The organism is Acinetobacter sp. ANC 4169 (genome assembly GCF_002135355.1).
Classification (GTDB): domain Bacteria; phylum Pseudomonadota; class Gammaproteobacteria; order Pseudomonadales; family Moraxellaceae; genus Acinetobacter.
Genome location: NZ_NEGE01000012.1, coordinates 1 through 14147 on the forward strand (window position 1 = coordinate 1; position 14147 = coordinate 14147).

The 14147-nt window shown below is 41.9% G+C and carries 12 protein-coding genes; 5 read left to right on the forward strand and 7 right to left on the reverse strand.

What is annotated here, in order from left to right; genetic code table 11:
* The 5 genes from B9T26_RS10150 to trmB all read left to right on the forward strand — a co-directional run.
* The coding region (locus B9T26_RS10150) for an IS30 family transposase (protein ID WP_143223014.1) at positions 1-276 on the forward strand (276 nt) is incomplete at its 5' end.
* Between the two features lie 101 nt (positions 277-377).
* Positions 378-1820, forward strand: coding sequence for a SulP family inorganic anion transporter (locus B9T26_RS10155; RefSeq protein ID WP_086199586.1), 1443 nt, complete (start codon positions 378-380; stop codon positions 1818-1820).
* 231 nt (positions 1821-2051) lie between these two features.
* Entirely contained in the window at positions 2052-3980 is a 1929-nt protein-coding gene (locus B9T26_RS10160) for an ATP-binding protein (RefSeq protein ID WP_086199587.1), read from the forward strand.
* A 337-nt stretch (positions 3981-4317) separates the two neighbouring features.
* Entirely contained in the window at positions 4318-4746 is a 429-nt protein-coding gene (locus tag B9T26_RS10165; RefSeq protein WP_086199588.1) for an EamA family transporter, read from the forward strand.
* 233 nt (positions 4747-4979) lie between these two features.
* Positions 4980-5696, forward strand: a complete 717-nt coding sequence (gene trmB, locus B9T26_RS10170) for a tRNA (guanosine(46)-N7)-methyltransferase TrmB (protein WP_086199589.1) — start codon at positions 4980-4982, stop codon at positions 5694-5696.
* Between the two features lie 185 nt (positions 5697-5881).
* Here the strand turns inward: trmB and B9T26_RS10175 are convergent, their stop codons facing one another.
* From B9T26_RS10175 to B9T26_RS10205, 7 genes are all read right to left on the reverse strand, one after another.
* On the reverse strand, positions 5882-7342 hold the full coding sequence (locus B9T26_RS10175; protein WP_227518799.1) for a coniferyl aldehyde dehydrogenase: 1461 nt from the start codon (positions 7340-7342) through the stop codon (positions 5882-5884).
* A 75-nt stretch (positions 7343-7417) separates the two neighbouring features.
* The gene (locus B9T26_RS10180) at positions 7418-9031 is read right to left on the reverse strand and encodes a GMC family oxidoreductase (RefSeq protein ID WP_086199590.1); all 1614 of its coding nucleotides are present in this window, start codon (positions 9029-9031) and stop codon (positions 7418-7420) included.
* A 145-nt stretch (positions 9032-9176) separates the two neighbouring features.
* Positions 9177-9848: a class I SAM-dependent methyltransferase gene (locus tag B9T26_RS10185; protein ID WP_086199591.1), complete on the reverse strand. Its 672-nt coding sequence runs from the start codon at positions 9846-9848 to the stop codon at positions 9177-9179.
* Positions 9849-9895: 47 nt separating this feature from the next.
* Positions 9896-10678 (reverse strand): Rossmann-like and DUF2520 domain-containing protein, encoded by a 783-nt coding sequence (locus B9T26_RS10190; RefSeq protein ID WP_086199592.1) that lies wholly within the window; start codon positions 10676-10678, stop codon positions 9896-9898.
* A gap of 141 nt (positions 10679-10819) precedes the next feature.
* Complete coding sequence (locus tag B9T26_RS10195; RefSeq protein WP_086199593.1) at positions 10820-12310, reverse strand: OmpA family protein; 1491 nt, start codon at positions 12308-12310, stop codon at positions 10820-10822.
* A 145-nt stretch (positions 12311-12455) separates the two neighbouring features.
* Entirely contained in the window at positions 12456-13358 is a 903-nt protein-coding gene (locus tag B9T26_RS10200; RefSeq protein WP_086199594.1) for a lysozyme inhibitor LprI family protein, read from the reverse strand.
* Between the two features lie 46 nt (positions 13359-13404).
* The gene (locus B9T26_RS10205) at positions 13405-14139 is read right to left on the reverse strand and encodes a hypothetical protein (RefSeq protein ID WP_086199595.1); all 735 of its coding nucleotides are present in this window, start codon (positions 14137-14139) and stop codon (positions 13405-13407) included.
* Positions 14140-14147 lie beyond the last annotated feature (8 nt).

The window sequence follows — 14147 nt, forward strand, 5'->3', positions numbered from 1 at the left end:
GAGTTCAGCCTACATGAGCATATTGCTCAGTCGTTGAATTTGGATTGGTATTTTGCGGATCCTTATAGTGCTTGGCAGAGGGGAACAAATGAAAATACCAATGGTTTAATCAGACAATATATTCGAAAAGGAAGTGACTTAAATGACTATACAGATGAATATATTGCAGAAATCACTCAACGTTTAAATCAACGTCCAAGAAAAAGACTCGGATTTAAAAGTCCGAGTCAGGTATTATGCCAACAACATGGTGTTGCACTTCAAATGCTAATCTAAGTATTGTATAAATCACACATATTTTTAAGTCAAACTATTGTGCATTTTTTATTAAACTTGTTTTAACATACGCATTTTTAAAATTTGTGAAATCAATTAGCGTGATTAGCCTGAAAAAAGAACAATGGTTTTCCAATATCCGTACCGACGTATTGGCAGGTCTGGTGGTGGGTTTAGCGCTGATTCCCGAGTCCATTGCCTTTTCTGCGATTGCAGGCGTTGATCCACAAGTCGGTCTATATGCCTCTTTCTGTATCGCGGTGACCATTGCTTTCTTTGGCGGTCGTACAGCGATGATTTCGGCCGCTACCGGTGCCATGGCCTTGCTGATGATTACCTTGGTAAAAGATCATGGGCTGCAATATTTATTGGCCGCCACGATTTTAACCGGGATCATTCAGGTGATTGCTGCTTACTTTAAAGTCGCAAAACTGATGCGCTTTGTCTCGCAGTCGGTGGTCTATGGTTTTTTGAATGCTCTCGCCATTTTGATTTTTGCTGCACAGCTGCCTGAAATCGGCAAGATGGATAGCTTAGGCTATTTATTTATGGCACTTGGCCTGGGTATCATTTATCTGTTTCCTTATCTGCCCAAAATTGGCAAAGCCATTCCTTCACCTTTAATCTGTATTGTGGTGTTGAGTGGTTTAGCTGTTTTACTGGGTGCCGACATGCGTAGCGTCAGTGATTTAGGACAGTTCCCCGATACTTTGCCAATTTTCCTGATTCCAGAAATTCCGCTGAATCTGGAAACTCTTCAGATCATATTCCCTTATTCCATCACTCTTGCCACAGTCGGTTTACTGGAAACCATGATGACTACAACGGTGATTAATGAAGTAACTGAAACTGACGCTGACCGTCATCAGGAATGTCGCGGTCAAGGGATTGCCAATATTGTCAGTGGTTTTATGGGCGGTATGGCGGGTTGTGCCATGATTGGTCAGTCGATTATTAACGTGTCTTCAGGTGCACGTACCCGTCTGTCGACTTTGGTGGCTGGTATATTCTTGCTCTGCCTGGTCGTTTTCTTAAAAGACTGGCTGGCTTATGTACCGATGGCAGCCTTAGTCGCGATCATGGTCATGGTTTCGTTTACCACTTTCCAATGGGATTCAGTAAAACAGTTCCGTCAGCATCCTGCGTCATTTAATGTGGTGATGATTGCTGTAGTAATTGTGGTACTGGCAACCCATAACCTGGCTTTAGGGGTATTGACTGGTGTGTTGCTGTCTGCACTGTTTATTATCAACAAACTTGAAAGTGAAGTGAAAGTACAATCAAGCCTGCACAATAATCAACGCCATTATGTGATTAGCGGTCAAATTTTCTTTAGCAGTTCAGAAAAATTCTTCCAGTTTTTTGACTTTCAAGAGCAGATTGATCAAGTCAGCATTAATCTGACGCATGCGCATATTTGGGATATTACTTCGGTGAATATGCTGAATGCTGTGGTACAGAAGTTTGAAGCTAAAGGCATACAAACCACTTTGACCGGGCTGAATGAAGCCAGCAGTACCTTGATTGACCGTGTCAGTTCTTAAGTTATAAATTTGAACTGGACCTGAGAAATAAAGTAGCCCATTGAGGCTGCTTTTATTTTGAATTTTAAGTACTTAAATAAAATATCTGGCTTGATAAAGTCATATTGTTAAAGATAAATCTGTTATATTGACTACTAAAATAGACAGCAATTTAAAAGCGCTTTGGCGTTTTGATATCCATGTATGCCTTTCTTTTAGGAAATACGTGATTTTTAATGGGGAAACTCTGAAATGCAATGCATCTTCAGCCGAAATACATTCAATGTATTCTATTCAACACTGCTGACATTATGTACAGCAATGCTGATCTGTATCTGGCCTTTCAGTTCCTTATATGCATCACCAACACTTTCCACGACGCCCGAAGCTTGCCAGCCACAAATCCAGCACATTGCAGCAGCGAAAGGCAATCCACAACAAGAGACCGTACGCCCTACAACGGGATGGGTTGATCTTGAAAAACTGCCTGATCAATGGGTTCAGCGCTGGCCAAATTTTCAGGGCCCGGTTTGGTATCAAATTCGATGGCATTATCACTGTACAGAAAAACAACCTGTCTCTTTAACCATTGAAGGCATTACACAAAGTGGAAAAGTCTATGTAAATGATGATTTGCTTTGGCAAGATATCGCTTTAAAAGAGCCCATGTCTCGTAATCAGTTTCAACCCCATCTATGGAACATCCCGCAATCCAGTCTTCACCAAGGTGATAATACGCTCTGGATTCAAGTGTATGGCGGACCGATTCAAAAATCAGGTTTGGGGCGCATTAAAATTGGCCTCCATCCTGAAATCAACGCAATCTATTCATCTTGGATATTAGAAAAAAGAACGCTCCCCTTGTTCAATATTATGATTAACAGCGTGATCGGGCTGTTTTGTTTATTAGTGTGGTTGTTCACCCATAAAGAAAATGCTTTTAAATGGTTTGCAATCGTTTCATTCGCTTGGGTTGCCTATTGTGCAGCACTTCTCTACTCTGCTCCAGTTCCATGGCTGAACACGATTCAACTTGAGAAAATCCACCATATTATTTTTTGCTTTTATGTCACTGTGGGTTGTGTAGCTGCCTGGAGATTTGCACAGTTTCGCTTTAAACGTTTAGAAAAAGCCCTATTCATATTTAGTTTTCTTGCCATGATCTGTATTGGCTTTAGTCCCACAGCTTATGCAGCCGTGGTCATTAAGATTTTCTTTAGCCTTGCAGTCCTTATTTTCATGGCGAAATGTTTGACCTATTCTGTACTCGCTTACAAATCGAAGCTTAAAGAAACCTATTTTCTTGCATTAACCTATCTGGTGTTTTTCCCCATCGCCATTCATGATGCCTTATTTATTATTAATATGGATGGGCGTCCATTATCGCCCTACACTGCACCATTTTCATCAATCACCGTTGGCATTATTCTGGCGTTACGTCTAGCCAGACATTCGAAAAAAATTGAACGCTTTAATAAAACCCTTGCAGACAATATTATCCAGACAAAACAAGAGCTGACTCAATCGCTAAACCAGCAACATCACCTGGCTTTAGAGAATGCCCGCCTTCAGGAACGGATTCATTTATCCCATGATTTACATGATGGACTGGGTGGTTCAATTGTCCGTTCCATATTGCTTTTGGAACGGAACGACAAGGTTGAGAAGCCACAGATTATGTCGATGTTAAAATTACTACGTAATGATCTACGTCAAGTCATTGATTCAGGTTCCAGTATTGGGACAAATGCGCCTGAAACACCGGTTGAATGGGGCGCTCCGATTCGTCATCGTTTTGTGCAATTGTTTGAAGAACTGGATATTCAATCCAGATGGACTTTTGAAAACCAGTGGCAAACAATGCCATTGGCCAAACAATGTCTGACCCTAACCCGTGTAGCAGAAGAAGCACTGACCAATATTCTCAAGCACAGTCAGGCTACAGAAGTCATGGTTTCTTTATCTGAGTCCGATCATAAACTGATATTACAAATTCAGGATAATGGCATCGGCTTTGACCCGGCAACGGTTGAGCAAGGCCTGCATGTTGGCCTGCATAGTATGTGTACCCGAATTTCCCGTATTGGCGGTGAATTTAAAATTGATTCGGAACCTGGTCACACAACCATTCAGGCGATTCTCCCCTTAACGGAAAGCAAGCAGATGACAGCCATGGATTAGCGCATGCTGACTGCATGAATCAATGCATTATTACCGTGTGTCGGCTCTGATTTTCTTTAGCAGTTCAGATAAATCCAGTTTTTGATTTTCAACAAAACCTGTCAAAAGTTGTGATTGATCTGTGGGATATCTATATATGGGCTATGAACCATGGGGGTACAGCAATTTTAAAGCTCAGCATATTGAAGTTGTCAGTTTAAATGAAGCAAGCCAGACTTATTGATTGCTATAATCCGCTGTAACTTTAAATTAAAATAAGCATGAGATCATCGCTGCTATCGTTTCTATATCTCTCTTACGATAGTCACCTAAAACTAAAAAAATCATAGGCAGCCATATGAATACGAATCACTGGTTGATGTGGGCGATATTATCGGCTTGCTTCGCAGCCTTAACCGCTATTTTTGCTAAAGTCGGTTTGCGCCAGGTAGATTCTGACCTCGCCACACTCATTCGTACCGTGATTATTGTCTTGGTATTAAGTTTAATGGTGTGGGGATTAGGCAAATGGCAAAACCCCTTATTGCTTTCAGGCAAGACCTGGTTGTTTTTAACTTTATCTGCCTTAGCGACCGGTGCTTCATGGTTGTGTTATTTTCGGGCCCTGCAGCTTGGTCAAGCATCTCAGGTTGCACCGATTGATAAGTTAAGCGTGGTTCTCGTGACGGTATTTGCTGTTATTTTTTTAGGTGAGCGGCCAAGTGTGCAGGAATATCTGGGTATTGTCCTGATTGCTGTTGGCGTACTCACCATTGCCTTAAAATAAGATATTTTCTGACCCGCATCGCTTCCATATTTTCCAAGTCAATATTTTACAAAACACTCCTTACTCTTAATTTAGTCAAATTATCCTTACACATTCGTACTTCTTAGAATAAATAAGAGCGCAACCACCATATGAAACTGCTGTCTCTGTTGCATCTTAAAAATGAAAAAGTTTGACTTGTCAGGCTCAGGACTTAAAATACCGCATTCGAATTTTTTACATTTGCCAAAGTTATGTCGAACGATCAATTAGACCAGCAAGTCGTCGAGCTGGACAACTTGAATGAACATCGCGAAATTGTCACTTTTATGCGTCGTTCATCTCCGCTGAATACCTCTCAACGTACTGCGCTTGAACAATATGGTCACCTAATTTTGGAATATCCTGTTGGTGATTTACGTCAGCAGTTTGAACATCCGGAACGCCCGCTTACCGTTGAAATTGGTTTTGGTATGGGTCGCTCTCTGGTACTCATGGCCAAAGCCAACCCCGAGCGTAACTATGTCGGTATTGAAGTACACGTACCCGGTATTGCGCAATGTGTGTATGAAGCCGGCATGGCAGGTCTAACCAACTTACGCTTGCTTGATGCTGATGCTATTCAGGTACTTCGCGAAATGCCAGATAACAGCATTAATGCCGTCCAGCTGTATTTCCCTGATCCTTGGCAAAAGAAACGTCATTTCAAACGCCGTTTTGTGTCACACGACCGTATGCCACTGGTAGAACAGAAACTGGAAATGGGCGGTACTTTCCACTCGGCGACCGATTGGGAACCGTATGCTGAATGGATGCTCGACGTTTTAGATAACCGTCCAAATCTTGAAAATATGGCAGGCAAAGGCAACAGCTACCCTCGCCCGGACTGGCGTCCGCAAACCAAATTCGAACGTCGTGGCTTAGAGGAAGGTCATAAAATTAATGACTTCCTGTTTAAGAAAATTTCTTAATCCAGACCTTCATAAAAAAGCGCTGACATGATCAGCGCTTTTTTATAAGAAAAATTTAGCTTTAAACCAAAAAATGACTGCCAGAACTGTGCCTATAATCGAGCTTAAAAAGAAAAAAATTCCTTCATCTTTATACTATTGATATCCTTCTGGCTTTTTCTTGCGCATAATCTTGGCCTTAAGTCTTAACGCAAGAAAAAGCGATAAATCAGTTTAAGAATGGCACTTCCATAAGGTGGATAAATCAATTTCATCAAGCTGAATTTAGGCCGAACAAAAACTGACTTGGCATGACTAAATGTCTTAAAGCCTTCATGACCGTGATAATGCCCCATGCCTGAAGCACCAATGCCGCCAAACGGCATATCTTCCATTCCGGCGGTCATGAGGGTTTCATTCAAACAGACACCGCCACTATGGGTTTCATGCAGCACTTTTTGCTGTTCAGCCTTGTTATAGCCAAAGTAATACAAAGCCAAAGGACGCTCACGTGCATTGATATACTCAATCGCTTCATCCATTTGCTCATAGCAGACTATCGGCAAAATAGGTCCAAAGATTTCATTCTTCATCAATTGCATATTGTCATTTACATCTGTAACGATTGCATGTGGCATGCGTCTGCCATCTGCTTCCGGCTCAATCTGGATCAGCTGTGCGCCTTTCTGCTGTGCATCCAGTAAATAATGCTGTAAACGCGCGAACTGACGCTCATTGACGATGGCGGTGTAATCTGGATTGGCATGAATGCTGTCCGGATAAAACTGCTGAATCACGTCAAAATAGGCTTTGATGAATTCATCCTGCTGACTGCGATGCACCAAGGCATAATCCGGCGCCACACAGGTTTGACCTGCATTCATGGTTTTGCCAAAAGCAATACGGCGCGCGCTTTCTTTCAAGTCTGCATCCTGAGCCACAATGGCTGGAGATTTGCCGCCCAGCTCCAGTGTGACCGGGGTCAAATGTTCAGCTGCCGCATGCAGTACATGTGATGCAATTGAAGTTGCACCGGTAAACAGCAAGTGATCGAATGGCAGTTGGGTGAACTCTTGTGCGATTTGTGCATCGCCTGTAATGACATTGACATGACTTTGGGCAAAATTTTCTGCAATCAGCTTTTTAAACAGTTCAGAAAATGCAGGCGTATATTCGCTCATTTTCAGCATCACGTTATTGCCTGCTGCCAAGGCCTGTGCCAATGGCCCGATTGCCAAAAACAAAGGATAGTTCCAAGGCACAATCACGCCGATAACCCCTAAAGGCTGATACATGACATAGCCACTGGCGGGCTGGAACAGAATGCCAACTTCACGCTTGCTCGGCTTCATCCATTTTCTTAAATGCTTCAGACTGTGCTTGATCCCATTCAAGCTGGTCATCACTTCAAACAGACGGGTTTCATCGGCACTGCGGTTAGAAAAATCATGACTGATGGCTTCAGCAATTTCATCCTGATGCTGTGCGACCATTTGATACAGGGTTTGCAAATGCTGTTTGCGCTGCTCAAAACCAGGATAAGTCTGTGCTTTAAATGCCTGCTTCTGCAGTTCAAAGACCTGCTGCAACTGCCCCTCTGCTGTGTCAGAATCGCCTACTCCAGGCTCATCGAGGTTTTCAAAAAGCTGATGCTGTTCCATAGCCATAATCTTTTTTCCTATTTTTCTTGTTTTACAACATAGATGAAACTTAAGTTGATGTCAGTACAATTTCTTGTCTATTCAAGCCACATACTGCGTAAACGCACTTTGACGGATCAAATCGGCCGCTTTTTCCGCAATCATGATCACCGGCGCATTGGTATTGCCATTCACCACAGTCGGCATAATTGAGGCATCCACCACGCGTAAATTCTGTATGCCGTAAACCCGTAATTGCGGGTCAACCACAGCCATGTCATCTACACCCATCTTACAACTGCCGACCGGATGATAAACCGTGTCTGTTCGCTCACGCAGAATCTGGCGAATATCATCATCGGTTTTGACATACTCGGTAAACAGGTCACGTTTATAAATTTCAGATAATGAAGGCGAATGCATCAGTTTTCGCGTGAGCTTAAAGCCTTGCACCAGGTCTTCTAAATCCTGTTCATCTGCCAAAAAGTTAGGATCAATTTTTAATGGATCGGAAATCTTGTTGCCACTCAGCTGAACCGAACCGCGACTACGCGGATTCAGCAGGCAAACGTGACAGGAAACCCCATGGCTGGCATGAAATTTACGGGCATGATCATCGACCAGCGCCACCACAAAATGCAGCTGCAAGTTTGGAATAGAGAGTGATGGATCACTTTTTAAAAAACCGCCACATTCGGCAAAGTTTGAAGCAATCATGCCACGGCGTTCCTTTCGGTAACGCCCCACCTGCTTGAACATATCCAGCGAGCCTGGGATGGATATGCCGAAAGTCCCCTGAATATCCTTAACACTATAGCCAAAAATAAAGTCGGGATGATCATGAAAATTTTTACCTACACCCGGTAAATGATGCTGCACCTCAATCTTATGGGCTGCCAGCTCAGCCTGATCACCAATGCCAGATAACATCAAAATTTGCGGTGACTGGATTGCGCCAGCGCTAAGCAATACTTCTTTGCGGGCGCGCAGCTGTTTGATTTGCCCGGCATGCTGCACTTCTACGCCTATAGCCGTTTTCTGTTCAATCAGTATTTTCTGCGTCAGCGCCTGGGTCAAAATTATCAGGTTAGGACGCTGCAAATGCGGATATAAATAGGCACGGGCAGCGCTGCAACGCTCTCCATTGACATGGGTGACCTGATAAACGCCTAGTCCTTCCTGTTCCGCACCATTAAAGTCATCCAGTATTTTGTAGCCTTGTTCCTTCGCAGCTGCAATATAGCGCTGATGCAGCGGATTGTCGGTGCGTACATCGGAAACTGAAAGCGGCCCTGAATTGCCATGATATTCATTCTGCAGGCGTTCGTTATTTTCGGATTTAATAAAGTAAGGCAATATCTCTTGATAAGACCATCCTGTATTGCCTAAAGAGGCCCAATGATCATAGTCTGCCTGATTACCACGTATATAAATCATGGCATTGATGTTGGAAGATCCCCCCAGACCTTTGCCGCGTGGCTGATATCCTTTGCGTCCATTCAGTCCTGCCTGCGGTACGGTTTCAAAAGCCCAGTTATTAATTTTGCTCGGTAAACTGACTACAGCTGCGGCAGGGATATTCACGGTCCAATTTTCCCCATTACCGCCAGCTTCCAAAAGACATACTGAAATGTTTGGATCTTCAGTTAAACGGCTTGCCAAAACACTACCGGCACTGCCCCCGCCAATGATGATGTAATCAAATTCCTGCTGCATCTTTCTTGTTCCTTAACATTATTTTTATTGGTTAATTTTTAATGTCTTTTAATAACATAGAACGCAGTACAACAGCATTGGCTTTTCTACAAATGATATAAATATCTGGATGTACGGTAATTCAATCACCCTAACTACCCGCTTTTTAAACTTGAGCAATGAAGCCCTGATAGCAGAGAATCTGGGTAAAGCGTTCTACACAATCAAAACCGCAGCCTTTAAGCTGTTCAAGTGTTTCCTGCTCCGAGAGTGGATAAAAATCATCGTCTAAACGATCAACCATTGCCGCAGCCTGCGAAGTGGTTAAGCCGTTTGCTTCACATAGAGATTTGAGCGCTTGCAACTCCTGCTCGGACTTGATTTGGGTCAAGTCAAAAGTGATGAATATTGCTTGAGATTTTAAATGCGAAGAAATGGCTTTAAAGAATTGGGGCTTATCTGCATAGTCCACAAAATGCGTGACCAGAATAGAAAGTGCCGCATCATAAGATTGGCCTGTTTTTAACTGATCCAGATTGCCCAATACAAACTCCACCCGATGCGATGCATTTAAGGCATGGATATGGTGTTTGGCTTTATCCAGCATGGTTTCCGACAACTCGGTTGCAGTAAAGGTCCAGTCAGGGAACAATTGAACCAGATGCCCCAGCTCATAACCCGTTCCACAACCGACAATCAGCACATGTGCATATTCATCCACATACGTTTTCAATAAAGCCCGAATTTGTTGATGTACAACTTCATAGCCGGGAATTAACTTCCTGATATGCTCATCATAGCCATCTACAACATACTGGCTATTAAAATCCTTTGCCATACCCGCCTCCGTTTGCAATATATGAGCTAAATTTATTTAAGTTTAAGTCACTCTTCAACATGATGCGATTGTAAAATCTGTTGACTCATCACATTGTAAACATTTTTCAAATCTTCCCGATGAACATCATCTAACATCTGCTGATGCATTTTCAGGATATTTTGATCCCCGCGCATTGCAGGCCCTGTCTGCATCTGTTTAGGATCATGCTGTACAGCTTTATGGGCTGTTTCTAAAATTAATGGATAAAGCAGCGAGAAATCGACCTGTTCGGCATCGACAATCTGCTTCGCCATGTCATAACAGTAATTGCTAAAATTGCAGGCAAACACCGCAGCCAAATGCAGGCTTAAACGCTGTGCCGATGAATATTGATAGACTCGTGAACTTAGGCTATTTGCTAACTGGGTCAATCGCACCTGATCATGCGGCTGGGTAGCTTCCACAAACAAGGGGGTTGCCTGCCACTCCACTTCACGCTCCAAACTAAAAGTCTGTAAAGGATAAAATACCCCAGCACGTGCATGAACTTTTGCCAGAACTTGAATATCGGTACTACCCGAGGTATGCACAATCAAAACATCTGCCAATTGTGCATGCGCCTGTTGAATGACCTCAGCAATCGCCTGATCACTCACTGCAATAATTACCAAATCCACTTCTGCTTCAAGTTCTGCAATATTGGTCGTCGCCCTTGCAGATACCTGAGCAGCCAAAGTCTGGGCATGTGCTAAAGAGCGGCTATAAATCTGCACAATTTGATGATTTTGGCTTAGAACAGCAGCAAGATGATGAGCCACCCGCCCCGCACCAATAAAACTAATTCGCATAGCAAGTTCACGTTTTACAATTCAGCATAAGCATGCCAATAAAAAAAGGACGAATCAATTCGTCCTTTTATTTAATTGCTATTGAACAAGTATTGTTAAGCCTACTGTTTTTAAATAGGAGCTATTTCTTAGTTCACTCCCTTACTGTTTATTTACACCCTGCTCATCCACTGCACGAACCACGCCTGTTTCGGTATTTAGCACTTCAAACTCAATCCGGCGATTTTTAAACTGGCCTTCAGGCGTTGCATTATCCGCTACAGGTTGTTCCGAACCATACCCGACCGCTTGTAACTGAGCCGGATCTACACCCTGCGCGACTAGATAATCTACAACTGCCTGTGCGCGTTTTTGCGATAAGGCTTTATTGGCTTGCGCATTACCGGCTGCATCGGTATGACCTTTTACGTTTAAATGCACTTGCGGTGCCCGCTTAATCAGCGCAGCAGCCTGATCTAAAATCGATTTATTGGCATCTGGAATATCGGCACTTGATGTCGCAAAATTGATAATCTGCAAATTCAGTGCAGTTGCAATATCTAGCGCACGAATCTGCTCCGGATTAATTTCTTTCAATGCTTTTTCTGCATTGCTATTACCTTCACTGATTGCGACCTGATTATCTACCGGTGCTGACGCACTGCTCATTGCTGCTGCCTGAGTCAACACTGTCATATTTTTGACCAGTGGCTTGACTTTCACTGCCAGCTGTTCAGCGTCAGTCGGATTGGCTGTCACAATAGAAAGCTGATTACCCATCCAGGTTAATGATGCATTTGGCACACCTTTAACCAGTTTCAATACACTTGGAATCACATCCTGATCAATAAATTCCGAGTGATAACGCGCATTATTTTCTACACCGCAACCGATAGGATGATTAAAAATCTGTTTAATTTCATTTTGCAGAATATCAATGTAATTTGCATTACCAGAATAGAGCTGACAGCTGGTTAAATCCCCTGTAGCTCCGGTACTAATTTGTAATTTAGCAGGCTCACTACTTGCAGTCGTGGCAGGTATACCACTGGCTGTAGCAGTTTCCTGCTTATCTGAACATGCTTTAAAAATGAAAGCCAATAGTGCAGCTAAAATAAGGAAAACAATCAAGGGAATTAAAAAACCTGATTTCCTTTTTTCCTCGGGTACCCGATAAGGATCAACGGGGGGAGCTTGATGTAAAGTTTGCCCTGATGCAGTATTTATCCCCAAAGCACTGAGTAGTGCGGGAGCCCAATGCGGCAAGGCACTCGTTACCGCAGGCCATTGCGTTTCAATCAGATGTATGATCGCACTGGGCTCGGAAGATCCAGCCTCATCTTCCAGTACACCCAAGGTGGGTGCTATAGAACGATTGAGAGTTGATTCGATTGTTTCGGTCGGCACCGTGCCGGAAATCTGTTGCAAAAACTCCTGCTTTAAAGTGGGGTTAATGTTGAAGATATCACCCAGTCGCGGATTTAATTGATGCTGTAAATTGGTAATAAGATCGGGTTTTGCTTTTAAAATCGATAATAAAATAGGGAGAAAATTGCTTAATGCCTGACTTTTTTCACTTAGATGGGTAGTTTCTCCCTCCAGAACCATTGCAGATACTTTCTGCTTTAATAAATCTATCAAATTCATGTTCATTCTTTATTCCTCTTATTTTTTTTAGCCGTCCTTTTTTAGTTTATCTGCTGCTTTTTTTGTCTCTGTAAATAATTGTATTAGTTGAATACTATTATTTTTCAACAATAAAAAAAGCCAGCCGAAGCTGACTTTAGTGTAATAAATATCAAGGTTCTAAATAATAGATTTTCTGACGCAACTCGGATGTCCGTTGTGTGGTCATGTTCATTTCACAATTCAATCTATACACATCAGGGTTTTCTGCATTAGAACTTTCCAATTTACATTCCAACTCACGTTTTTTTAGCCAAATTCTTTGCTCATCCAGCAACTGAGCGCGCACTTCCTTAGTCGTTGAATTCCACACCAGATTTAAATTTTCATTGGCTTTATCTAAATTGGTTTTCGCTTCTGAAATTAATACTGTTTGATACTCCTGCGCTGCTGCTTCTTCATCTGCAACTCGCTTTATTTCATCCTGTTTTGCAACTTCAGCAGCATTTAAACGTGCATTTTTAACTAAAGAATCAACTGCGATATCTCTCACAAAATAAGCCAAAGCATCCGGATTCTCTAAAGTCACATACACTTTTTTCCCATCATCTGTAGGCTGAACCAAATATTCAATTTCTTTTTTCAACTGGTTAGCTTCAAAAGACAGATCTGATAAAACTGCAGCTTGAGCAGTATTATTTTCATCATAAACAGCACGTGCGGCATCGGCATCTTTAATCATCTGATCTGGAACATTAACGACAAATTCCGTTGCACAATACTGTTTTTTACTATTAGGATCCGAATTATTTGTTCGAACATCATTCACGTTAAAAGTAATTTGCTGAAGCGTACTTCTCAGTTTCCCCATATCAATCGTAACATTTTCAGTATTGATTAGTTCCTTAACCCGCTCTGCCGAAATATCACTCACCGTTTTACTGAAACTTTCAACGACTAACTGTTTTGCAGTTTCATCATCACATTTAACGGAAGTACCAGTAATTGATTGTACTTTGTCACATCCCGATACCACTAAAGTACTGCACAATAATGCGAAGAATTTAAATTTCATAATGATCCTATTTTTAATTCAATTATATTTAAAAAACCCATGATGACTATTCTTCGTAATAACCTTCTTCTGCTGCAGCTGTAGCTTGTTGTGCAGCCCATTCTGCCTCGTCAGCAGCTTCGATAGTTTCACTACCTGCATCATAAGTTGCATTGTTGGCATTATTTCTTGGGGTTACCGCTTTACTGGCTTCCATATTTTTAATCTGATTTTTTTCAATTTGCGGTTTTAAAAATGCATAAGTTAGAGTTTCTGAAAGTAAAGTTTGCATATTTGAAGTATTTTTAAGTACAGCTAAAACTTTATCTCCCTTATCCGTAGGTTGCAGTACATACTCGAGTGTTAAATGAACCTTTTTATTGTCATACTTCACACCTAAATTATTGGCATGTTCTTCTACACTTACCGCATTCACCTTAGCCCGAGCTTCATCTGATTTTTTGACTAAATCTGAAGGTATTGTTGCTGTTAAATCGAGTGAACATGAAGTTTTTGGACTATTTGGATCAATAAAATCTGTTCTACTATCAAGCAAGCTAAATTGAATATTCTTTGCTGAGAGCTTAAGTTTTGCTGGATCTAAATCTTTAATTGAGCCATCTTTAATTAATGCTTTAAGTTCGTGATCTAAAGATTGCACCAAGTCATCATTTAATATTTGACTAACTAATGATAGCGCGGACTCATCATCACATTTAACATGTTTGGAAAAAAGGTTATTACATCCGGTCAAAGCTAAAGTGGATGCCAGCACAAATAAAATTTTATTGTTAAGTTTCATTAATATAC